This is a genomic window from Trueperaceae bacterium (assembly GCA_023954415.1).
Lineage (GTDB): Bacteria > Deinococcota > Deinococci > Deinococcales > Trueperaceae > JAAYYF01.
The window spans coordinates 87,147-109,725 of the sequence record JAMLIB010000006.1; the positions used below are offsets into that span (position 1 = coordinate 87,147).

Annotated in this window: 17 protein-coding genes; 10 read left to right on the forward strand and 7 right to left on the reverse strand. The window is 70.6% G+C overall.

The genetic code is table 11. The annotated features are described in order from the left end of the window. Positions 1–201: 201 nt before the first annotated feature. The 4 genes from M9914_09070 (at position 202) to M9914_09085 (ending at position 4,943) form a co-directional block, all read left to right on the forward strand. Entirely contained in the window at positions 202–1,773 is a 1,572-nt protein-coding gene (locus M9914_09070; protein ID MCO5174328.1) for an ABC transporter substrate-binding protein, read from the forward strand. Between the two features lie 78 nt (positions 1,774–1,851). Next, positions 1,852–3,222 carry an FAD-binding protein gene (locus M9914_09075; protein ID MCO5174329.1) on the forward strand — a complete coding sequence of 457 codons (1,371 nt, stop codon included), beginning with the start codon at positions 1,852–1,854 and terminating at the stop codon, positions 3,220–3,222. After that, on the forward strand, positions 3,222–4,259 hold the full coding sequence (locus tag M9914_09080) for a class I mannose-6-phosphate isomerase (protein MCO5174330.1): 1,038 nt from the start codon (positions 3,222–3,224) through the stop codon (positions 4,257–4,259). Before M9914_09075 ends, M9914_09080 begins: the two co-directional genes overlap by 1 nt. Then, positions 4,260–4,943, forward strand: a complete 684-nt coding sequence (locus M9914_09085; protein MCO5174331.1) for an inosine/xanthosine triphosphatase — start codon at positions 4,260–4,262, stop codon at positions 4,941–4,943. Between the two features lie 9 nt (positions 4,944–4,952). Here the strand turns inward: M9914_09085 and lon are convergent, their stop codons facing one another. The 5 genes from lon to M9914_09110 form a co-directional block, all read right to left on the reverse strand. Then, on the reverse strand, positions 4,953–7,352 hold the full coding sequence (lon, locus tag M9914_09090) for an endopeptidase La (GenBank protein MCO5174332.1): 2,400 nt from the start codon (positions 7,350–7,352) through the stop codon (positions 4,953–4,955). A 138-nt stretch (positions 7,353–7,490) separates the two neighbouring features. Then, entirely contained in the window at positions 7,491–8,867 is a 1,377-nt protein-coding gene (locus M9914_09095; protein MCO5174333.1) for an MBL fold metallo-hydrolase, read from the reverse strand. After that, positions 8,864–9,916, reverse strand: a complete 1,053-nt coding sequence (locus M9914_09100) for an MBL fold metallo-hydrolase (protein ID MCO5174334.1) — start codon at positions 9,914–9,916, stop codon at positions 8,864–8,866. The genes M9914_09095 and M9914_09100 overlap by 4 nt, the downstream gene beginning before the upstream one ends. 36 nt (positions 9,917–9,952) lie before the next feature. Continuing rightward, positions 9,953–11,287, reverse strand: a complete 1,335-nt coding sequence (locus M9914_09105; GenBank protein ID MCO5174335.1) for an RsmB/NOP family class I SAM-dependent RNA methyltransferase — start codon at positions 11,285–11,287, stop codon at positions 9,953–9,955. Positions 11,288–11,375: 88 nt separating this feature from the next. Continuing rightward, the gene (locus M9914_09110) at positions 11,376–11,696 is read right to left on the reverse strand and encodes a stage V sporulation protein S (GenBank protein MCO5174336.1); all 321 of its coding nucleotides are present in this window, start codon (positions 11,694–11,696) and stop codon (positions 11,376–11,378) included. 407 nt (positions 11,697–12,103) lie between these two features. Between M9914_09110 and ilvB the strand changes: the two genes are divergently transcribed. From ilvB to cimA, 5 genes are all read left to right on the forward strand, one after another. After that, entirely contained in the window at positions 12,104–13,810 is a 1,707-nt protein-coding gene (ilvB, locus tag M9914_09115; protein MCO5174337.1) for a biosynthetic-type acetolactate synthase large subunit, read from the forward strand. Next, the gene (gene ilvN / locus M9914_09120) at positions 13,807–14,322 is read left to right on the forward strand and encodes an acetolactate synthase small subunit (GenBank protein MCO5174338.1); all 516 of its coding nucleotides are present in this window, start codon (positions 13,807–13,809) and stop codon (positions 14,320–14,322) included. Before ilvB ends, ilvN begins: the two co-directional genes overlap by 4 nt. 84 nt (positions 14,323–14,406) lie before the next feature. Continuing rightward, positions 14,407–15,405 (forward strand): ketol-acid reductoisomerase, encoded by a 999-nt coding sequence (gene ilvC, locus M9914_09125; GenBank protein ID MCO5174339.1) that lies wholly within the window; start codon positions 14,407–14,409, stop codon positions 15,403–15,405. A gap of 103 nt (positions 15,406–15,508) precedes the next feature. Next, positions 15,509–17,065 carry a 2-isopropylmalate synthase gene (locus M9914_09130; GenBank protein ID MCO5174340.1) on the forward strand — a complete coding sequence of 519 codons (1,557 nt, stop codon included), beginning with the start codon at positions 15,509–15,511 and terminating at the stop codon, positions 17,063–17,065. 9 nt (positions 17,066–17,074) lie between these two features. After that, a complete protein-coding gene (cimA, locus tag M9914_09135; protein ID MCO5174341.1) occupies positions 17,075–18,724 on the forward strand; it encodes a citramalate synthase in 1,650 nt (549 codons plus the stop codon). Positions 18,725–18,868: 144 nt separating this feature from the next. Here the strand turns inward: cimA and M9914_09140 are convergent, their stop codons facing one another. Both M9914_09140 and M9914_09145 read right to left on the reverse strand, forming a co-directional pair. Continuing rightward, positions 18,869–20,719 (reverse strand): PQQ-binding-like beta-propeller repeat protein, encoded by a 1,851-nt coding sequence (locus tag M9914_09140; GenBank protein MCO5174342.1) that lies wholly within the window; start codon positions 20,717–20,719, stop codon positions 18,869–18,871. Between the two features lie 18 nt (positions 20,720–20,737). Further along, positions 20,738–20,947 (reverse strand): transcriptional regulator, encoded by a 210-nt coding sequence (locus M9914_09145; GenBank protein MCO5174343.1) that lies wholly within the window; start codon positions 20,945–20,947, stop codon positions 20,738–20,740. Positions 20,948–21,252: 305 nt separating this feature from the next. On the opposite strand from M9914_09145, the gene murA reads away from it, so the two are divergent. Further along, positions 21,253–22,548 (forward strand): UDP-N-acetylglucosamine 1-carboxyvinyltransferase, encoded by a 1,296-nt coding sequence (gene murA, locus M9914_09150; GenBank protein MCO5174344.1) that lies wholly within the window; start codon positions 21,253–21,255, stop codon positions 22,546–22,548. The last annotated feature ends 31 nt before the right edge of the window (positions 22,549–22,579 follow it).

Here is a 22,579-nt window from a genome sequence, read left to right on the forward strand (position 1 = left end):
GCTCGATCGGGACGAGGCCGGAGACCGGCGACGGGTCGCGTGCGGCTTACGGCCCTCACGCGAATCAGCGAGCCGGGGCGTGGTAGCATCGCCTGCATAACCAACAGGTGGAGGCGTCTTCGAGCACCTGCCCGACAACCATCAGCCAGATGGTCGAGCGTACCGTTGCCGGCGAGCCCCCTACCGCCTACAGGAGGCAGGATGAAGAAAGCAGCATTCGTCGCGGCACTGTTCTTGGTACTCGGGTTGGCGCAGGCGCAGACGCTCGTGTACGGCGTCTCCGGCTTCCCAACGTCCCTCGACGCCGTCGACACCACGGACGGCAACTCGCTGGTCGTCAGCCGCCAGATCGCCGAGCGCCTCGTCGACTTCGCGCCCGGCTCCACCGACCTCGTGCCCGCCCTCGCCACCTCGTGGAGCGCCAACGAGGACAGCACGGTCTGGACGTTCGACCTCCGTCAGGGCGTGAGCTTCCACGACGGCACGCCGTTCGACGCCGCCGCCGTGAAGTTCAACATCGACCGCCTCAACCACGCCGACGACCCGGCCGGCAACCGCGCCGACGGGAAGACGTTCGCCATGTGGGACGCCACGTTCGGCGGCACCATCGAGAGCGGCTCCAACCTCATCGCCGACGTCGAGGTCGTCGACGACCACACGGTGCGCATGCACCTGACGCAACCCGCGCCGTTCCTGCCGGCCCTGTGGGCGGCCGTCTACTTCCAGTTCGGTAGCCCGGCGGCCATCCAGGCGGCCGGCGTCGCCTACGGCACCCCGGGCTTCGGCGCCGTCGGCACCGGCCCCTTCAAGTTCGTCTCGTGGACCGAGGGCGAACGCGTAGTGTTGGAGCGCAACGACGACTACTGGGGCGGCCCCGCCGGCGTCGAGAGCGTCGTGTTCCGCGGCATCCAGGAGCCGACCGCCCGCCTCGCCGAGCTGCAGGCCGGCACGATCGACGTCGCCGTGCTCCTCACGTCCGACGACCTCGCTACCGTGCAGGCCGACCCGAACCTCGTCGTCCAGGTCGCCAGCTCGGAGCTGAACGTCGGCTACGTCGCCATCCACATCGACCACGCTCCGCTCGACAACGTCCTCGTGCGCCGCGCCATCATGCACGCCGTCGACCGCGACGCCATCGTAGACGCGTTCTACGAGGGCCTCGGCGTGACCGCGCAGGACCTCCTGCCGCCTTCGCTCTTCGGTCACGGCGAGCCCTGGCCCTACGAGTACAACCCCGAGCGCGCCAAGGAGCTCCTGGCGGAGGCCGGTTTCCCGAACGGCTTCGACATCGAGTTCTGGTACATGCCGGTGAGCCGCCCCTACTTCCTGTCGCCGCAGCCCATCGCCGAGACCATCGCGTCCTACCTCGCGGACGTCGGGATCAACGTCGAGCTCAAGACCGAGGACTGGACGACCTACGGCGCCGACTACCGCGCGGGCAAGTTCGCCATGTACATGATCGGCTGGAACGCCGACTACGCGGACCCCGACAACTTCCTCCTCACGTTCTTCGGACCCTCGGCCGTCGGCCGCAGCGGCTGGGCGGACGCCGACGTCTACGCCGCCCTCGCGGAGGCTCGCCAGATCGCCGACCCCGACGAGCGCGCCGCCCTCTACGCCAAGGTGAACGACATCATCGCCGACCAGGCGATGGCGATGCCCGTCGCGCACAACCGCTCGCTCAACGCCACGCGGGCCAACGTCCACGGCTGGATCCCCAGCCCGCTCGGGTTCAGCTCCGTGGACCTTCACGGCGTCACGAAGACCGAGTAGGGCGGCGATGAGCTTGGGGGCGCCGAGCAATCGGCGCCCCCAAGACGCTCTCCGGCGCCTCGCATTACAGTGGGGCGCATGACCATCGCAGACGAACTCTCGCTCCTACTGGGCGCCGACCGCGTCGACACGACCACAGCCGCCTTGACCCAGCACTCGCGCGGCGAGTCCTATGCCGCGGGGGTCATGCCCGAAGTCGTCGTCTACCCGCGAAGCGCGGACGAGGTGAGCAGGGTGCTGCGCTTCGCGACCGAGCGGGGCGTGCCGATCACGCCGGTCGCTGCCAACTCGAGCCTGGAAGGCCACACTGTCCCCGTGGCCGGCGGCATATCCCTCGACCTCGGGCACCTCGACCGCATCCTCGAGTCGCGGCCCGAGGACCTCCTCATCGTCGTGCAGCCGGCAGTCACGTACCCCCGCGTCAACGACCACGTTCGTCGGCACGGCCTCTTCTTCCCGATCGACCCGGGCGCGCACGCGTCCATCGGCGGCATGGTCAGCACGAACGCGTCGGGCACGGCCGCCGTACGCTACGGGACTACCGGCGACTACGTGCTCGCGCTCGAGGTGGTGACGCCCACCGGCGAGGTCATGCGCCTCGGCAACCGCGCCAGGAAGTCCGCGAGCGGCTACGACCTCTGCGCGCTGTTCACGGGCGCGGAGGGCACCCTCGGGGTGATCACGGAGGTCACGCTGCGCCTCGTGGGCCTGCCCGAGGCCGCCGCGGCTGCCAGGCTCCCGTTCCCTGACGCCTTCAGCGCGACCTCGTTCGTGACCAGGCTCATCCAGGCCGGCGTGCCGGTGGCGCGCTGCGAGCTGATCGACCCGATCAGCATCAGGGCCGTCAACGCCTACTCCGGCACGGCTTTCCCGGAGGAGATGACCATCTTCCTAGAGTTCCACGGCAACCCGGCGGGCATAGCCGCCGAGGTGGAGATCGCCCGCGAGCTGGCCGCGGACTCCGGCGCGACCGCCTTCGAGGCGGCCACGGACGCCGGCGAGCGGGCGCGGCTGTGGGAAGCGCGCCACACCATGCTGTTCGCGGCCAACGCCGCGCACCCGGGGCTGGACAGCATCATCACCGACGTGGCGGTACCCATCTCCGAGCTGCCCGCCGCCGTGGCGAGCGCCATGGCCGACTGCGCCGAGCACGGCCTGGACGTGCATGTCGTCGGCCACGTCGGCGACGGGAACTTCCACTTGACGCTCTACGTCGCGGACGCCGGCGAGCGGGCGCTGGCACAGGGCGTGGTCGACCGCATGACGCACCGGGCCATCGACGCGGGCGGCACGGCCACGGGCGAACACGGCGTCGGCCTGCGCAAGCTGAAGTACATGGAGCGGGAGCACGGCAAGGCGCTCGGGCTCATGCAGGCCATCAAGGCGACGCTCGACCCGGCCGGCATCATGAACCCGGGCAAGAAGCTGCCAGGAGGGGCGCCTAGGTGATGGTCCGCGAGCGCGCCTCCGGCCCGGCGCGACCGTTCGAGCCGTACCCGCTGCTCCTGCGCCCGCACCTGTACCGGCGCGTCTGGGGCGGCGCGCGCCTCGCGGAGTGGTACGGCGGGGGGCCCGTCCAGGTCCCGGTGAGCGGGCCGGCCGGGGAACCGCTAGGGGAGTGCTGGCTCGTCGACGCCGGCAACCTGGTCGAGAACGGCCCGTACGCCGGCCTGACGCTCGGCGAACTGGCCCGCACGCACGGAGCGGCGCTGGTCGGGTCGGCCCCCGCCGAGCGTTACGGCGCCCGCGTGCCACTACTGGCCAAGTTCCTCGACGCGGCCTCCGACCTCTCCGTGCAAGTGCATCCGGACGACGCTTATGCCGCACGGGTCGAGGCCGCCAGCGGCCACCTCGGCAAGGCGGAGGCCTGGCTGATGCTCCAGTGCGAGCCCGGGGCGTCCGTGCTCCGCGGCTTCGTGCGCGACGTCACGGAGGCGGAGGCGCGCGCGGCGCTGGCGGAGGGCACTTTCGTGAACCTGATGCACCGCGTCGGCGTGCGCGAGGGCGACGTGGTCGTGAACCCCGCCGGCACCGTGCACGCGGTCGGCGCCGGGTGCTTCCTGTTCGAGATCCAGCAGGCGAGCGACCTGACGTACCGGCTCTACGACTACGGGCGAGCCGGGGCCGACGGCAAGCACCGCGAGCTGCACGTGGAGCGGGCCCTGGCCGTCGCGGACCTGACGGGCGGTCCTTACGCGCCTGGCAGCGCCCCGCCTGAGCCGGACCGCTGGCGGCGGGCGGTCGAGCTGCCGGAGTTCGTGCTCGACGCGTGCCGCCTGACGGCAGGCCCGCCGCTCCTGGGCGCCACGACGGAGCGCTCGCTCGAGCTCATCGTCCTGACGGGCGGCTCCGCGCGCCTGTCCGCCGCCGGTCGCACGCTGGCGCTTGGGCGCGGCGCGGCGGTCGTCTTGCCGGCAAGCCTAGGGAGCTACGCACTGGAAGGCGACGCCGACGTGCTGAGGGCGACCGTAGGGGAGGGGGGCTGAATGGCCGACACGCGGCCGGTCGCGGCGCTTGCGGGAACGCACGAGCCACCACCCGAGAGCGTGCTCGCGGTCATGCGCCACGTGGCCCTAGGGTCCACGAGCCCGGCGAAGGTCAGGGCGGTCGAGACGGCGTTGCGGTGCGTGCACGGGCGCTTCGTAGCGGTGACGCACGTCGAGGCGCCCTCCGGCGTGCCCGCGCAGCCGCTGGGCGACAAGGAGACGTACGCCGGAGCCCTCAACCGCGCTCGCGGCGCGTTGGCGCTCGTGCCGGGCGCGCAGCTGGGCGTCGGGATCGAGGCGGGCGTGAGCGGCGGCGAGGCCGAGCGTGGGGCGGGTGGCGCTCAGGCAGGGGTCGGCGACGCTCAGGCGGGCCCAGGCGGGAGCGGGCCGGCGCGCGGCGGGCAATACACGAGCGCCTGGGTCGTCGTCACGGACCGCGCCGGTCGGCTCGGCACGGCTCGCAGCGCGACGTTCGAGGTGCCGGCCTTCCTCGCGGAGCGCGTCTCGTCCGGTCAGGAGCTCGGCACGGCGCTCGACGCGGCCTACGGGCTCGAGCGGGCGAAAGATGGCCCCGGGGCAGCTGGCGTGCTCACCCGGGGCCTCGTGTCGCGGTCCGACCTGTACGTGCAGGCGGTGCTGCTGGCCCTGACGCCGTGGCTGGCGCCGGAGCCGCGCGGGGTGTAGCCCAGCCGGTCAGCCGGGGGTGACGGGCTGCGCGCCCGAGCGGTCGGCGGCCGGCGGCACGAACGCCGCGGCGCTCTCCGCCTGCTCCTCCGGCATCAGCATGATGTCGAGGACCTGGCGGAAGTCGCTAACCGGCACGACCTCGAGGTCCTCGAGGATGACGCTGGGGACCTCCTCCAGGTTGGCCTCGTTGTCCTTGGGCAGGATGACCGTGCCGATGCCGGCCTGGTGGGCGGCCAGGAGCTTCTCCTTCACGCCGCCGATGGGCAGGACGCGGCCGCGCAGCGTGATCTCGCCCGTCATCGCGACGTCGCCGCGCAGCGGCCGGCCGGTCAGGGCGCTGACCACGGCGCTCGCGATGGCGATGCCGGCGGACGGACCGTCCTTCGGCGTGGCGCCCTCCAGCACGTGCACGTGCAGGTCGCGCTTCTCGTGGAAGTCGGGGGCGATACCGTACTCCTCGGCGTGCTTGCGTAGGAACGCGATGCCGGCCTGAGCGCTCTCCTTCATGACGTCGCCCAGCTGGCCCGTAAGGGTCGTCACGCCCTTGCCGGACACGGCGACGGTCTCGATGTCGAGCGTAACGCCGCCGACGGACGTCCAGGCGAGCCCGTGCGCCAGGCCGACCTGCGGCTGCTTCTCGGCCTGCTCGTCGCGGTAGGGCGGCACGCCGAGTAGGACGCGCACAGCGTCGGAGTCGACGTTGCGCACACCCTCCCAGGGCGTCGTGAGGAACTCCTTGGCGGACTTGCGTGCAGCCTTGGCGATGAGCCGGTCGAGGTTGCGCACCCCGGCCTCGCGCGTGTACTCGGTGACGACCCGGCGGATGGCGCCGTCGTCGAACGCTAAGTGCTCGGCCAGACCGTGGTCGCGGAGTTGACGTGGCACGCGGTAACGCTTGGCGATCTCCAGCTTCTCGACGAGCGTGTAACCGGGGATCTGGATGACCTCCATGCGGTCGAGGAGCGGCCGGGGGATGGTCGAGAGGCTGTTGGCCGTCGTGATGAACATGACCTTGGAGAGGTCGTAGGGAATCTCGAGGTAGTGGTCGGCGAACGTGTTGTTCTGCTCGGGGTCGAGGACCTCGAGGAGGGCGGACGACGGGTCGCCACGGAAGTCCGCCGTCATCTTGTCGACCTCGTCGAGCAGGAAGACGGGGTTGATCGTCCCGGCCGTCTTCATGCCCTGGATGATGCGACCGGGGAGGCTGCCGATGTACGTGCGGCGATGGCCCCTGATCTCGGCCTCGTCGCGCACGCCGCCAAGGCTCATGCGCACGAACTTGCGCCCGAGGCTGCGCGCGATGGACTTCCCTAGGCTCGTCTTGCCGACCCCGGGCGGTCCGACGAGGCAGAGGATGGGGGCCTTGTAGTCGGCCGATTCGACGTCCCGCGTGAGCTGCCGCACGGCCAGGAACTCGAGGATGCGCTCCTTGGGCTCCTCCAGCGCGTAATGGTCCTCGTCGAGCACCCTCTGGCTGTTGCCGATGTCCAGGTGCTCCTCGTCGATCTCACTCCACGGGAGCTCCAGGAGGGTGTCGACGTACGTGCGCACCACGGTGGCTTCCGGCGAGCCGCCGGCCATCTTCTCGAGCCGGTCGATCTCCTTGAGGGCCCGCTCCTTGGCGTGCTCGGGCAGGTTCTTGGCCTCCACCTTCGCGCGCAGCTCCTCGCCCTCGCTCTCCTCGCCCGAGCCGAGCTCCTTCTGGATGGCCTTCATCTTCTCGCGCAGGTAGTACTCGCGCTGGTTCGAGTCCATCTGCTGCTTGACGCGGGCGCTGATCTCCTTCTCCGTGTCGAACCGTTCGAGGTCACGGGTCAGGAACCCGAAGACGAGCTCGAGGCGTTTGACCGCGGAGGCCTCCTCGAGTGCGGCCTGTTTGTCCGCCACGTCCCACGTGGCGAACTTGGCCACCACGTCAGCGAGCGAGCCGGGCTCCTTCATGGCGCGGAGGTTCTCGAGGTGGAACGAGTCGAGGCGCATGTTCTTGTTCTGCTGGGCGTACTCGCCGAAGGCGACCTTGACCTGCTCGACGAGCGCGAGGACCTTCTCGTTCTGCCTGTCGACGCCCACCTCCGTGATGGTGGAGACGCGGGCCCGCAACGCGGAGCCATGCACGTACTCCTCGATGGTCGCGCGGTCGCGGCCTTCGACGAGTACCTGGAGCGTGTCGTTGGGGAGGCGGATGACCTGCTTGACCACGGCGAGGGTGCCGACGGAGTAGAGGTCCGTCTCGTTCGGGTCGTCTATGCGCGAGTCGCGCTGGACGACGAGCAGCACGCGGTTGTCGCCCGCCTGCGCCTCTTCGAGGGCGCGCTTGGACTTCGGCCGACCGACGTCCACGTTCTCGAGCGTGCGCGGCAGCACGACTTGGCTGCGAAGCGCGATAACTGGCAGTTCCCAATCCATGGCGCTAGTAAACCCCCAATCCGCCCGTCGGCTCCGTAATGTGGCTGACTGCGGCCCCGGCCAGCGTTCAGGAGCTCACAGGTCTCTGGGCGCCCCGAACTCCCGCAGGGGCACGCGGCGCAAGGCGCCGCCCACGGCTCACAGGTCGATGGGCACTCCGAACTCCGGCAAGGACACGCGGCGCCCGCTGTGCCTCAGCTCCGCCGCGAAACCGTCCATCACTTCCGGCTCGCCGTGGACGAGGAGCACGTGCGTGGCGCCGGTCGGCGTCATGAACGCGAGCAGGTCGTCGTGATCGGCGTGGGCCGAGAAGCCCCTGATGTTCTCGATGGCGGCACGCACCACCACCTCCTCGCCGAACAGCTTGACGCGCTTGGCGCCGTCCAGGAGGAGCCTGCCGAGCGTGCCGTGCGCCTGGTAGCCGACCACGATGAGGGTCGCCTCCTCGCGCCAGAGGTTGTGCTTGAGGTGGTGCCTGATCCGGCCGCCGGTCAGCATGCCGGAGCCCGCGATGACGACCGCCCCGCCGGTGACCTCGTTGATGGCCTTCGACTCGTCCGCCGTCACGGCGTAACGGAGCGTCGGCGGCTCGAACGGGTCCTGGCCGGCGTCTATCAGGTCCGCTATCTCCGGCCGGAAGTCGCACGCGCACTCCTGATACAGGCGCGTCATCTTCGCGGCCATCGGCGAGTCGAGGAAGACCGGCAGCTTCGGGACCTGCCCGGCGGTCATCAGGCGGTTGACGAGGTAGAGGACCTGCTGGGCCCGTTCCGCGGCGAATGTCGGGATCATGACGTTGCCGCCCTTCTCGAGCGACCGCGCTAGCGCTGCCCGGAAGCGTGCCTCCGTCTCGGCGCGTTTCGGGTGCGTCTGGTCGGCGTAGGTGGACTCGATGACGAGCACGTCGCACGCGTCCGGCGGCTCCGTCGGCGCTTGGATGCTGCTCTCGCGGTTGCCAAGGTCGCCGGAGAAGACGAGGCGCGCCTCGCGCGTCCGCAGCTCGATGTAGGCGCTGCCGAGGATGTGCCCGGCCGGTCTGAAGGTGGCCGTGACGCCGTCGGCGACGCGCACAGGCTCGTGCATCGCCACGCTCTGGAAACGCGCGATGGCTGCCTCGACGTCCGCCAGGGTGTAGAGCGGACCCTGCAGCTCGGACTCGCGTCCGGCGCGGCGCGCCTTACGCAGGTCCCGTTCGAAGTCCTCCTCCTGCAGCTTGGCGGCGTCCCGGAGGATGATGGCGGCCACGTCGGCCGTGGCCTTGGTGGCGAGGAAGCGCCCCGCGTAGCCCGCCTTCACTAGGAGCGGCAGGCGACCGACGTGATCGAGGTGCCCGTGGGTTACGAGCACGGCGCCGAGGTCGCGCGGCTCGAAAGGGAAGGGCGCGCGGTTGAGGGCGTCCAGCTCGGCGCCGCCCTGGAAGAGGCCGCAGTCGACCACGAGTTGGAAGTCGCCGAGGTCGAGGTGGTGGCAGCTGCCCGTGACGGTGCGCGCGGCGCCGGCGCTGGTGAACCTCATGCGTCGCCGCCCTTCTCGAGTCGCGCGGCTCCGGCGACCGGCGCGGACCGGCCTTCAGGCTCTTCGGCGGCGCGGCGCGCCCGCCGCCAGACGAGGCGCCCGGCCTCCAACGCGCAGACGATCTCGCCCAGTTCCCGGAGGCGGCCGAGGTGGGCGGACACGACGCAGAAATTGAGGTGGTAGCGAGCCAGGTCGTCGAGCGCGACGCCGAGGCTCTCGGCGGAGCCGGCCACCACGTCCTCCGTGCTCGCGCCGGAGCGCGCCTCGGGCGCGGCACAGGCCGTCAGGACGGCGTCGGCCGCGCGCAGAACGGCCACGCGGTTGCTATTTGCGACGCCTGTGATGTCCTCGGTCGGGGCGCCGTGACCGGGGAGGAGAACCCTGGCGTCAACGCCGGCCACCGTCTCGAAGGCCCGCAGTTGTCCGACCACGTCCTGGGCGAACGGGATGGGGTACTTCTCCAGCGTCTCCGCGCCGAACACCGCGTCCGCGGCCAGCAGCACGTCGTCGACGAGCACGGCCAGCTGCCTGTGGGCGTGGCCCCTCACGTCGAGCAGCTCGAAGCTCGCGCCGCCGACGGTGTCACGGCCGGCGGTCAGGACGCGGTGGACAGGGGAGGCCTCGGCCTGCAACCACTTGCCCGTGAGTTCAGGCAGTGGCTTGGCGCCGTGAAACAGGTAGATGGGCTCGAGCGCCGGGGTGCGGATGATCTCGGCCTCGATCTCGGGGGCCCAGACCCGCGCCTCCCGGAACTGCCTGAGGAGGTAGGCGTTGCCGCCGTAATGGTCGGCGTGCGAGTGCGTGGCCAGGATGACGGCTAGCTCCAGGCCGAGCGCGTCGAGAGCCTTACGGACCTTGCGTCCGTACTCCTTGTCCTGACCGCTGTCGATCAGGAGGGCGCGGCCATCGCCGACATCGACGATGGCGCAGTTGACACCCCCGAGCACGGCATGGACCCGCTCTGAGAGTTGCACGGACGTGGGCCTCTGACCGGTCGCCGGCTCGGCGACGGCCGCGGGCGCGGCGTTACGCGTTCCCTCGCTGGACATGCGCCAGGGTACCGTTCGGCGGCCCCTCCGTGCCGGTCAGACCGCTCTACGCAAGCGCGCGACGTAGAAGCCGTCGAGCCCGGCCAAGGGCAGAACGTACCGGCCGTGGTCCACCGCATGCGTCGGGAGCGGAAGCTCGAACTGCTCCGAGGCGAACCCGTCGCCATGGCTCGAGGTCAGGAACCGCGCCACGACCAGCGGACCCTCCTCCGGTGTCAGGGCGCACACGGCGTACTGGAGCAGGCCGCCGGGCGCGACCACGGCCGCCGCCGTCGCGAGCATGCGCGCCTGCGTCTCGGCCGCGGAGGCGATGTCCTCTGGGGTGAGCCGGAGCTTGATCTCCGGGTGCCCCCGCAACGTCCCCGTGCCGCTGCAGGGCGCGTCGAGGAGGACTTGGGGTGCGGGGGCGACGTCGAGCGGTCGCGTGAGGTCCGCGGTCAAGTGCTTCACGCTCAAGCCGAGGCGCCGCAGGTTGCGCTCCGCGGCGGCCGAGCGGCGCGGGTCGAGCTCCACGGCGCACACCTCGGCGCCCAGCGCGGCCAGCACGGCGCTCTTCACGCCTCTGCCGCTCGCCAGGTCGAGGACGCGACCTCCCGGCGGTGGGTCGAGGAGCAGCGCGACCTGCAAGGAGGCGGGGTTCTGAGGTTGCACGAGGCCGGCGGTGAAGGCCGCGAGCCGGTCGACGCTCATGGGCGCCATGACCCGCAACGAGTGGGGTCGACCCTCCCGCACCGTCCCGTAGGCCGACACGACGGCGCCGTCGGCCTCCAGGGCGGTCCGGGCGGCCGGCCCGAACGCGGTCAGCCACAACGGCTCGGGCTCCAGCATGGCCGCCGCGGCCCCCGGGGCATGCTCTCCGAGGGCGGCCGCGAAGCGCTCGTACAACCAGGCGGGCAGCGAGGCGCGTAGAGCGGCAGCCGCGTCGGGCGGCCGGGCAGCCGGCAGCGGCGCCACACGCCTGAGGACTGCGTTGACGAGCCCGGCGAGCCCCGGGGCCTCGCTCTTGACGATGCCGACCCAGGCGTCGACGGCGGCGTACGGTGGCGTGCCACGGTGCAGCACCTCGAAGGCGCCGAACCGCAACGCGTCCATCACTATTGGCGGCAGGCGATCGGGGCGCTTGAGCAAGGGTGCCAACACCGCGTCCAGCTCGAGCATGCGCCTGGCGACGCCGTAACTGAGGTCGGTGACGAGCCCGCGATCGGCGCGACCGAGCGGCGCGGCGCTCAAGTACTCGTGGAGCGTAGGAGCGAGAAAGGCGCCGCCGCGCATGCGCCCAAGCACGGCCAGCGCCATGCGCCGCGGCTCGTCGCCCGCCGCGGCGCCTCGCGTGCGTCCACCAGCCGCCGTTCTTGAGCGTGTGCCGTCCACGCGACCACGTTACCGCGCGTGCGCTCCGGCGCGTGGACGCGCCCTCTGCGGGTGGCCAGGCCGACTCGCCACCCGTTGGTGCTATCGCTTAGCTCGTCACCGACGGCTCGGGCACCCCGGCCGGATCGAGCCCGCCGCCTTCCGCGACCGGCCTGGACGTCACGAGGAAGCGCACCGCCGTCCGCTCCTCGCCGAGCAGCTCGAGCCGCACGAACGACGGAACGGCGTACAGGTCCAGCCGGTCGTTCTCGAGGTAGGAGCGGGAGATGGCGATGGCCTTCACGGCCTGGTTGACCGCCTGCGGGCCGATGGCCTGGACTTCCACCTCGCCCTCGCTCCGTAGGAGCGCCGCGATGGCGCCGGCCACGGAGTTCGGGCGAGACGATCCGGAGACGCGTAGGATTTCGATGGCGGACCTCCCAGCAGCAGGACTGCTTGATTGTGCGCCAAGCGAAGCCCGGAGCCATGTGTCGCCGTCACTTCGCCGCGCGAGGGCGCCCTCGCGCGGACGCTTATGCGAACGGCTATACACCGCCACCAAGCGCTAGGCGCCAGGAACGCCGAGCGCCACGGCGTGAACTCGCCGGGCGGGTTGACACCGTGAGCGGAACGCACGTATAGTGCCCGCCAATGACGGTTTCTCTGTCGGGAGCGATCACCAGCTGGGGCCTACTAATTACCAGCTCGCGGGGTCGTGCCGGCTAGTCAACGTCAAGACTGCCACTGAGCCCCGCCGGATTCGAGCACGGCGGGGTTTTTCGTTTCGGACGTCTCGCTATAGAGGCAACGACGGCAGCTGCCCTCGGAGGTAAGAGGATGACAGGTTCGGAAGTCGTGATGAAGCTCCTCGAGAGGCATGGCGTGGGGGTGATATTCGGTCATCCAGGCGGCGCCATCATGCCCATCTACGACGCGCTCTACGATTCGCCGATCAAGCACGTCCTCGTCAGGCACGAGCAGGGCGGCGCGCACATGGCCGACGCCTACTACCGTGCGAGCGGCAAGGTCGGCGTCTGCTTCGCCACGTCCGGCCCGGGGGCGACCAACCTGGTGACCGGCCTCGCGACGGCCATGATGGACTCCTCGGCCGTGGTGGCGATCACCGGCAACGTCGCCAGCGGCCTCATCGGCACCGACGCGTTCCAGGAGGCCGACGTCTACGGCATCACGGGCCCCGTCACCAAGCACAACTACCTCGTCAAGCGCGTCGAGGAGCTCCCCCAGGTGCTCGCCGAGGCGTTCCATATCGCCTCCACCGGCAGGCCCGGCCCGGTGCTCGTCGACGTTCCCAAGGACGTGCAGCTGGCCAAGTACGACGGCTCCCTCGACGCCGAGATCGACCTGCCCGGCTACAAGCCGACGATCGTCGGGCACGCCGGCCAGATCCGCAGAGCGGCCGAGGCCATCCGGGCCGCCAAGCGCCCCGTGATGATCGTCGGCGGCGGCGGCCAGGTCGCGCCGCGCGAGGTGGCCGAGCTGGTGGAGCGCACCGGCATCCCCGTCATCACGACGCTGATGGGCATCGGCGCCTACCCGCCGGCCGCGGACGAGTCCCTCGGCATGCCCGGCATGCACGGCACCGTGTCCGCGAACAAGGCGATCAGCCACTGCGACCTCATCCTCGGGGCGGGCCTGCGCTTCGACGACCGGGTGACGGGCAAGATCAGCCGGTTCGCTCCCAACGCCACCGTCGTGCACATCGACATCGACCCGGCCGAGATCAGCAAGCTCGTCAAGGCACACGTGCCGGTGGTCGGCGACCTGCGCGACGTGCTGCCGCGCCTCACGCAGGAGCTCGGGCCGCTCGACATCGGCGAGTGGCGCGAGACGCTCGCCGGTTGGAAGGCCACGTACCCCGAGAAGTACACGCTCGACAAGCCGCTCGTGTCGCAGGAGGTCCTCGCGATGCTGCGCGAGGCGACCGCTGGGGAGTGCGTGGTGGCTACGGAGGTCGGGCAACACCAGATGTTCGCCGCGCGCATGCTCCCGACCACCAAGGCGCGCTCGTTCATCACGTCGGGCGGCCTCGGCACCATGGGCTTCGGCCTCCCCGCCGCCATCGGCGCCGCCATCGCGCGCAAGGGCGAGACGGTGGTCCTGGTCGCGGGCGACGGCAGCCTCCAGATGAACATCCAGGAGCTGGCCACCCTGTACAAGGAGAACCTCCCCGTCGTCATCGCCATCCTCAACAACGGCGTCCTCGGGATGGTCCGCCAGTGGCAGGAGCTCTTCCACGCCCAGCGTTACAGCGAGATCTACCTCGCCGACTCCAACCCGGACTTCGCCAAGCTCGCCGAGGCGTACGGCATCGAGGGCCACAACATCCACGACCGCGACACGGCGAAGAGCGCCATCCGAGCGGCCGTCGCGGCCAAGAAGCCCGTGCTCCTCAACTTCTTCGTCTACGAGGCGGAGAAGGTCTTCCCGATGGTGCCTGCGGGCGCGGGCGTCGACGAGATGATCCTCGGCGACCAGGAGCCCGACGCCCATGAGGTCCGTGAGCCGGAACCGGTGGCTCGGTGAGCGGCTCCGCCAACGGGTCGCGCAGCAAGCGCCACGTGCTCAGCGTGGCCGTAAGGGACAAGCCCGGCGTACTCGTGCGCATCGCCGGGCTCTTCGCGCGCCGCGGCTTCAACATCGAGTCGCTCTCCGTCGCGCAGTCGGAGCGCCCGGGCGTCAGCAGGACGACGTTCGTGGTGAGCGGCCCCGACGACACCATCGAGCAGGTCGAGAAGCAGCTCCAGAAGCTCATCGACGTGCTCACCGTCGTGAACCACACGACCGGCCGGTCCGTCGACCGCGAGTTGATGCTCCTCAAGGTCGCCGTGAAGAACCCCGACGAGCGCGTCGAGATCCGCCAGATCGCCCAGGACTTCAGGGCCCGCATCCTCGACGTCGCCCGGACCGCCCTCGTCTTCGAGGTGACGGGCGACGAGCACAAGATGGACGCCTTCATAGAGCAGATGCGCCCGTTCGGGATCGTCGAGCTCATCCGCACCGGCAGGATCGCCCTGGAACGCACGGCGGCCGGCTGACCGACCTGCTCGGCTATCGCCCCAAGACCCTAGGACCCCACGTCACCACGCCGCCGCCAGCGGCACGAGGAGAACTTAAGACACATGGCAAACATCTACTACGACTCTGACGCCAACCTCCAGCACCTCTCCGGCAAGACGATAGCCGTGCTCGGCTACGGCTCCCAGGGGCACGCCCACGCCCTCAACGCCAAGGAGTCCGGCGCGGACGTCGTCGTCGGCCTGCGGCGCGGCTCGGCGTCCTGGGCCGAGGCAGAGGCGGCGGGCCTGAAGGTCATGGAGGTGCCGGACGCCGCCGCGGCCGGCGACCTGATCATGGTCCTGCTGCCCGACGAGGTGCAGAAGGCCGTGTACGAGGCCCAGATCAAGCCGCACCTGCGGCCGGGTAACGCGCTCCTGTTCGCGCACGGCTTCAACGTCCACTTCGGCCAGATCACGGCTCCGGAGGGCGTCGACGTCTTCATGGTCGCCCCGAAGGGCCCGGGGCACCTCGTGCGGCGCGTCTACACCGAGGGGGGCGGGGTGCCGTGCCTGCTCGCCATCCACGTCGACGCCAGCGGCAACGCCAAGAACCTGGGTCTGGCGTACGCCAAGGCCATCGGCGGCACACGCGCCGGCGTGCTCGAGACGAGCTTCCGCGAGGAGACGGAGACGGACCTCTTCGGCGAGCAGGCCGTGCTCTGCGGCGGCGTCACCCACCTCATGCAGGCGGGCTTCGAGACCCTCGTCGAGGCCGGCTACGACCCTGAGATCGCCTACTTCGAGTGCGTCCACGAGATGAAGCTGATCGTCGACCTCATCTACGAGGGCGGCATGGAGCGCATGCGCTACTCGGTGAGCAACACGGCGGAGTTCGGCGACTACCGCACGGGCCCGCGCATCGTCACGGACCAGACCAAGGCGGAGATGAAGCGCGTGCTGGCCGACATCCGGGGCGGCGCCTTCGCGAGCGACTTCCTCATGGAGAACGTCACCGGCCAAGCGCGGCTCAAGGCCGGCCGCAAGGCGACGGAAGCGCACCTCCTCGCTCGGACCGGCGCCCGACTACGGAAGATGATGCCGTTCATAGGAGGCAAGCGTTGACGAGGGGCACGCCCGCTTTGGGCGTGCGTAGGTGAGTACACCGCTCGACGGCCCGCGCGCCGGCGTCCGGCCGCGGCGAACGAGCAGGGAAGAGGTAGAGGGCATGTCGTACATCAAGTTCTTCGATACGACGTTGCGCGACGGGGAGCAGAGCCCTGGCGTCGCGCTCAACACGCAGCAGAAGCTCGAGATCGCGTTCGCGCTGGCGAAGCTGGGCGTCGACATCATCGAGGCCGGCTTCCCCATCACGTCGGAGGGCGACTTCGAGTGCGTCGACAAGATCGCCCGCGAGGTCCGGGGTCCCGTCATCGCGGCGCTGGCCAGGACGCACAAGCTCGACATCGAGCGCGCCGCGAAGGCCATCGAGCCCGCGGACCGCGGGCGCATCCACATCTTCACCAGCGCGAGCGACGTGCACCTCGAGTACATGCTGCGCAAGACGCGCGCGGAGGTCCTCGCGCTCTCCCAGGAGATGGTCGAGTACGCCAAGACGTTCACGGACGACGTCGAGTTCTCCGCCCAGGACTGCATGCGCGCCGACCCGGAGTTCGTGTACCAGCTCGTGCGCACGGCCATCGCGGCGGGCGCCACGACCGTGAACATCCCCGACACGACGGGCTACGGCACGCCGCAGGACTACGGTGCGCTCATCCGGTCGATCTTCGCGAACGTGCCCGAGGCGCGCGGCGTCAGCATCTCGACCCACTGCCATGACGACCTCGGGCTCGCCACGGCGAACACGCTGGCGGCCGTCGAGAACGGCGCGACGCAGGTCGAGGTGGCCGTCAACGGCATCGGCGAGCGGGCGGGGAACACGTCGCTCGAGGAGGTCGCCATGGCCCTCTACACGCGCCGCGACCACTTCGGGCACGACATCGGCATCAACACCCGCGAGCTCTACCGGGTATCCCGCCTCGTGTCGCGCTACACGGGGATGCTCGTGCAGCCGAACAAGGCCATCGTCGGGGAGAACGCGTTCGCCCACGAGGCCGGCATCCACCAGGACGGCGTCATCAAGAACAAGAGCACCTACGAGATCATGAACGCCGAGCTCGTCGGGCGTGAGGCCGGCGTCCTCGTGATGGGCAAGCACTCGGGGCGCAACGCCTTCAGGCAGCGCCTCGGTGAGCTCGGCTACGTCGACCTCTCCGCGGAGCAGCTCAACGAGCTGTTCAAGCAGTTCAAGGAGCTCGCGGACCTCAAGCAGAGCGTCACCACCGACGACCTGCGCGCGCTCGTCGAGAACGAGATCGTCAAGGTCGCCGAGACGTACAAGCTCGACCACCTCCAGTTCCAGTCGGGCATGGGCGGCATGACGCCGCAGGCGCTCGTGCGGCTGCGCACGCCCGCCGAGCTCCTCGAGGCGACCGCCACCGGCTCCGGGCCGGTCGACGCCGCCTACAAGGCGCTCGCGACGCTCGCCCCCATCCCGTTCGAGCTCGAGAGCTACGACCTGAAGGCCATCGGCAGCGGCACCGACGCCCTCGGCGAGGTCACCATCCGGGCCACGGCGGACGGGCGGACGCTATACGGCCGCGCCATCTCGACGGACGTCGTCCACTCCTCGGTGCTCGCCTACGTCGACGTCATCAACAAGCTGGCGGCCGGCGTCGGCCGCGCCAAGGTGGAGGCGAAAGCCGTCACCATGGCCCTACCCTGAGGTGAGCACATGAGCGCCGATCCGACGGCCGCCAGGGTCGAGATCTACGACACGACCTTGCGTGACGGCACGCAGGGTCAGGACGTGCACTTCACGGAGCACGACAAGGTGGCGATAGCGAAGCGTCTCGACGCGTTCCGCGTCGACTTCATCGAGGGCGGCTGGCCCGGCTCCAACCCCAAGGACGCGCGCTTCTTCGACGAGATGAAGGGCGTGCGGCTGGAGCACGCGAAGCTGACCGCCTTCGGCAGCACGCGGCACAAGGACGCCGCTCCCGAGGATGACGGCAACCTACGGGCCCTGCTCGACGCAGGGACCGAGGTGCTGGCCATCTTCGGCAAGTCGTGGACGTACCACGTCGAGCACGCGCTCGGAGCGACCCTGGAGCAGAACCTCGCGATGATCGAGTCGTCCGTCGCGTACCTGCGCGCGCAGGGGCGAAGGGTGCTCTACCTGGCCGAGCACTTCTTCGACGGTCACGCCGCCGACCCGGACTACGCCGTCGCCACGCTGCGGGCCGCACTAGCCGGCGGGGCGGAGCGGGTCGTGCTCTGCGACACGAACGGCGGCTCGCTGCCCGAGCGCGTCCACGCGGCCACGCGGGCCGTGGTGGGCTTCAGCCCCGTGCCGGTCGGCATCCACGCCCACAACGACGGCGAGCTGGCCGTCGCCAACTCGCTCGCGGCCGTGCAGGCAGGCGCCACGCACGTCCAGGGCACGATCAACGGTTATGGCGAGCGCTGCGGCAACGCCAACCTCGTCAGCATCATCGCCAACCTGGCCCTCAAGCTCGGCAGGCCCCAACCGCAGCGGCTCGAGGAGCTCAAGGGCTTGTCGCGCTACGTCGACGAGCGCGCCAACCTGGCGCCAAACGTACGCGCCGCCTACGTCGGCGACGGCGCCTTCGCCCACAAGGGCGGCATCCACGTCTCGGCCGTCAACAAGCACCCGCAGACGTACGAGCACGTGGAGCCGGAGAGCGTCGGTAACCGGCGCAGGGTCCTCGTCTCCGACCTGTCGGGTCGCGCCAACGTGGTCGCCAAGCTCGCGGAGTGGGGCGAGGCGGCCGGCGAGGGGAGGGAGGGGGGCGCCTTCACGTCCGGCAGCACGGACACGCGCGCCGTGGTCGCCCACATCAAGGAGTTGGAGGCGCGGGGCTACGCCTTCGAGGGGGCCGAGGCGAGCTTCCAGCTCCTCACGCGCAAGCTCCAGGGCGGCTTCGAGCCCTACTTCCACATCGACGGTTTCACCGTGATGATCGACAAGACGGTCGGAGCCCCACGCTGCGAGGCCACCGTTCGGCTACGCGTCGGCGACCATGAGGAGCATAGCGCAGCCTCCGGCGACGGGCCCGTGAACGCCCTCGACCGCGGCCTCCTCAAGGCGCTCGGCTCCTTCTATCCGGCCCTGCGCGGCCTCACGCTCCGCGACTACAAGGTGCGCGTGCTCTCCGGCCCCGAGACGGGCACGGCGAGCGTCGTGCGCGTGCAGGTGGAGATGGGCGACGGCACCACGACCTGGAGCACCGTCGGCGCGAGCACGAACATCATCGAGGCCTCGTACGAGGCGCTGCTCGACGCCTACGAGTACAAGCTCGTGACGGACGGCGTGGCGCCCGTGTTGACCGACCGCGATCACGGGCTGGCCGCCAGCGCCTGAGCCTCTCGCTCGCGGTGACGAGGCGGTAGGGCTGCGAAGGGCCGCCCGCCGCTCCCAAGACCTCTCCACCAGCAGTGACGAGTCGGCCGGCCCGAAGTTCCGGGCCGGCCGCTACGGCGCTTAGGGTCCGGCTACCAGCCGCGGCTAGCCGTACGCGGCCAGGGTCCCGTCGAGCGCCGCCACGAAGAGGCGTTCGCCGAGCGGCAACGGCGGCGCCTGGATGGCCGCGTTGGCTACCCGGTCGAGCAGCAGCACGCGGCCGCTGCGGGCGTCGAGCACGATCAGGTCGCCCCCTTCCGTGACCACGTAGAGGTTGCCGGCCGCCACCACGGGCGGGGCCGTGACGGGGGCGGGCAGCGGGCGGGTCCAGACGTCGTCGCCGCTGCGCGCCGCCAGGCAGTGCAGGCGTTGCCCCCACGACACCACGTACACGTACTGCTGCCAAGCGACGGGCGTGCTCCACTGCTCGCCCTCCAGGTCGTAGCTCCAGACGACCTCGCGCTTGGCCAGGTCGAACGCGTGGACCTCGCCCTGCCTCACCGGGATGAACAGGAGGCCGCCCGCCGCGGAGGGCGGCGCCGTGATAGCGCCCACCTCGACCTTGTAGGCGGGGGCGCCCGCCTCCGTGCGAACGGCGTGGAGCCAGCCGTCGCGCGTCGGGACGAGGGTCAGGCCGGCATGCAGGGTGGGCGCGGCCGCCGGGGGGGCGCCGAGCGCGGCGCGCCAGCGCTCGTCGCCCGCAGGCGTCCACCTTGCGACCCCGTCCGCCACCGCCAGGAGGAGGTCGCCGCCGTACGGCGCCGCGCCGACGACCTCGTCGTCGAGGCGTTGCCACGCCACCTCCCCGCGGGGCCAGGCGACGGCCCTGATGGCCCCGTCGCGGCTGACGACGTACAGCGTGTCGCCTATGACCAGCGGCGGCTGGCTCGCCTCGTCGTGCAACGCGAAGGAGGTCTGGAGCCCACCGTCCGCCGGGCGCACTACGGCCAGCGAGTCCGAGCGCTGCCCCACGAGGAGGAAGCCGGCGGAGGAGGAGAGGCCGGACGGGAACTGCGGCCCCTCGTCGAGCGCTACCGTCCAGAGGCGCTGGAGCGCGGCGGCGTTCGCCGGGCCGGTCGGGTACGCCCCCGTGCGCCCAGGGCCGGCCTGGGCGCGTTGGGGGGCGCGCTGCAGCTCCGCGGCCCGGACGGCGCGCAGCGTGTCCGCCACCGCCCAACCCGAGGTCGGGCGCTTGTTGGGGTCCTTCTCCAGCAGCGCCAGTATGAGGCGCGCCAGGGAGTCGGGCACCTGAGGGTTGAGCTCCTGCGGGTGGGTCGGGGTGCCGTAAACGTGCTGGTAGAGGACGGCCTGGTCGTTGTCGGCGTCGAACGCCGCCTTGCCCGTCACGGCACGGTACAGCACGGCCCCGAACGCGTAGAGGTCGGTCGCGGCGCCGGTGGGCTCGCCCGTGGCCTGCTCCGGGGCCATGTACTGCGGCGTGCCGAGGGTGAAGCCCGTGCGGGTGAGCGCCCTAGACGTCTCGGTGAGCTGCACGAGGCCGAAGTCCATGACCTTGGGGGTCCCGTGCGCCGTCACGAGGATGTTGCGGGGGGTGAGGTCGCGGTGGACCATGCCGAGGCGGTGCACGTAGCCGAGGGCCTCGGCCACCGTGATCGCGGCGCCGAGGAGCCGGTCGACGCTCTCGGGATCGCCCTCGTACGGACCCAGGTCGGTCATGGGGCCGCCCTCGATGAGCTCCATGGCGAAGTAGACGTGCTTCCCGAGGCCGAGGTCGTAGATGGCCACGATGCCGGGGTGATTGAGCCGTGCCAGCGCGCGGATCTCGCGCCTGAACCTCTCGCTGTCAGCCTCCGTCAGGTGCGGGCGGAGGACCTTGAGCGCGACGGTGCGCTCGAGGTGGGTGTCGCGCGCGCGGAACACGTGCGCCATGCCCCCGACCCCTAGGGGACCGAGGACCTCGTAACGGTCGTCGACTCTCTCTCCAGGCTCGAACATGCCTACGCCAGGACCGGTCTAGGCCTCGTCGAGGGCTCTCAGGATCTCTGGGTCGAGCTCGCCCTGCTCCACGGCCCGGTTGAGCATCTCGATGCCCAGGCGCACGACCTCGGACTTCGAGACCAACCGTTCCGGGTTGGAGAGTTGGTACGCCGTCTTGGTGAGGAGCGAGTCCTGCTCTTCGGTTATGACTACCTGGAGCCGCTTGCTCTTCTCGCGCTTGGCCAAGGCCTTCCCTCCGAAGGGCCGCCGCGCCCGGGCGTGAACTGACCGGAGCGCGTGCGGTTGCGGACCACGAACAGCGTCCGCCACGCATGGTTCCCCATGCGGCGTAGCGTGGACCGCTCCTAAGTCTACAGCAACATGAGCATGTCCTTGACGCGACGTACCTAGCAGCATACACTGCCCCTGAGGGTCGTGTGTAACTTGCACATCGTGCTGAGATGACTCTACCTGCCAACGCCCCCTCGCCGGCGCGACCGGCGTTCGACTAGTCGGCGAGCGCGCCAGAAGCGCGCCCCTTGGAGAACGAGATGCCGCAAGACGACATCCTACTGGTGCGAGGAGGAACGCCCCTCATAGGGGAGATAGCGGCCTACCGAGCCAAGAACTCGGCTCTCTACCTCATGCTGGCCGCCCTCCTGACCGACGAGCAGGTGGTGCTGCGGGACGTCCCGCAGCTCTCCGACGTGCTCGTGAGCGAGGAGATCCTGCGCCACGTAGGCGTGGCCACGCGCTGGGAGGGGCACGACCTCCACCTCCACGCCGCTAACCTCGTCTCGCACCACGCGCCGTACTCGCTCGTCAGCAAGATGCGCGCCTCGTTCGTGATCATGGGCGCCCTCCTCGGCCGCACGGGCGAAGCCCGGGTGAGCATGCCCGGCGGCTGCGCCTTCGGCCCCCGCCCCGTCGATCGCCACATCACGGCCTTCGAGGCCATCGGCGCGAGCATCCAGGAGGAGGACGGCGACTTCTACGCGTTCCGGCACGGCAAGCTGTCCGGCACGGTCGCGTTCGAGTCCCCGACCGTCGGCGGCACGCAGAACGTCATCCTAGCCGCGGCGCTCTCCGCCGGCGAGGTCGTCATCGAGAACGCCGCCCGCGAACCCGAGGTCCCGGACCTCGCCAACATGCTGCGCGCCATGGGCGCCGACATCGAGGGTGCCGGCACGAGCACCGTCCGTATCCGGGGCGTCGAGCGGCTCCGAGGCGTCGACTACCGGCCCATCGGCGATCGCATCGAGGCGGGGACCTACCTCCTCGCCGCGGCCGCGACGCGCGGACGGATCACCGTGACGGACGCGGCGCCCGAGCACATGAGCGCCGTCCTCGACGCCCTCGAGCGCACTGGGGTCGTCGTCACGCGCGGCCAGGATAGCGTGAGCATCGACGCCACCGGACCCCTGCGCCCGATCGACGTGGAGGCGCGGGAATACCCCGGCATCCCGACGGACCTGCAGGCCCCGTTCTCCGCCTACCTCGCCACGCTGCCGGGCCTGAGCCACGTCCGCGACCACGTGTACCCCGACCGCTTCACGCACGTCGACGAGCTCGTGCGCGCGGGTGCCAGGCTCGTCCTGGAGGACCAGTGCCTGGAGATCCGCGGCGGGCCCCTCAAAGGCACGGCCATGCACGCCGCCGACATCCGCGCCGGCGGAGCCCTGATCGTGGCCGCACTGGCCGCGGAAGGGTTGAGCGAGGTCAGCGGCATGCGTTACGTCGACCGCGGTTACGAGCGCGTCGCCGAGCGCCTGCGCTCGCTCGGCGCGCGGGTGGAACTCGCCGTGGCCAAGCAGGCGTCGACCGCTACCGGGACGTACGGCAACTGAGCGACGAGTGAGTGACGACAGGTAAGTAACG

What these genes read in the sequence shown, in the direction of transcription:
- M9914_09070 (MCO5174328.1), top strand. Translation starts at nt 202, where the DNA reads ATGAAGAAAGCAGCATTCGTCGCGGCACTGTTCTTGGTACTCGGGTTG.
- M9914_09075 (MCO5174329.1), top strand. Translation starts at nt 1,852, where the DNA reads ATGACCATCGCAGACGAACTCTCGCTCCTACTGGGCGCCGACCGCGTC.
- M9914_09080 (MCO5174330.1), top strand. Translation starts at nt 3,222, where the DNA reads ATGGTCCGCGAGCGCGCCTCCGGCCCGGCGCGACCGTTCGAGCCGTAC.
- M9914_09085 (MCO5174331.1), top strand. Translation starts at nt 4,260, where the DNA reads ATGGCCGACACGCGGCCGGTCGCGGCGCTTGCGGGAACGCACGAGCCA.
- lon (MCO5174332.1), bottom strand. Translation starts at nt 7,352, where the DNA reads ATGGATTGGGAACTGCCAGTTATCGCGCTTCGCAGCCAAGTCGTGCTG.
- M9914_09095 (MCO5174333.1), bottom strand. Translation starts at nt 8,867, where the DNA reads ATGAGGTTCACCAGCGCCGGCGCCGCGCGCACCGTCACGGGCAGCTGC.
- M9914_09100 (MCO5174334.1), bottom strand. Translation starts at nt 9,916, where the DNA reads ATGTCCAGCGAGGGAACGCGTAACGCCGCGCCCGCGGCCGTCGCCGAG.
- ilvB (MCO5174337.1), top strand. Translation starts at nt 12,104, where the DNA reads ATGACAGGTTCGGAAGTCGTGATGAAGCTCCTCGAGAGGCATGGCGTG.
- ilvC (MCO5174339.1), top strand. Translation starts at nt 14,407, where the DNA reads ATGGCAAACATCTACTACGACTCTGACGCCAACCTCCAGCACCTCTCC.
- M9914_09130 (MCO5174340.1), top strand. Translation starts at nt 15,509, where the DNA reads ATGTCGTACATCAAGTTCTTCGATACGACGTTGCGCGACGGGGAGCAG.
- cimA (MCO5174341.1), top strand. Translation starts at nt 17,075, where the DNA reads ATGAGCGCCGATCCGACGGCCGCCAGGGTCGAGATCTACGACACGACC.
- M9914_09140 (MCO5174342.1), bottom strand. Translation starts at nt 20,719, where the DNA reads ATGTTCGAGCCTGGAGAGAGAGTCGACGACCGTTACGAGGTCCTCGGT.
- murA (MCO5174344.1), top strand. Translation starts at nt 21,253, where the DNA reads ATGCCGCAAGACGACATCCTACTGGTGCGAGGAGGAACGCCCCTCATA.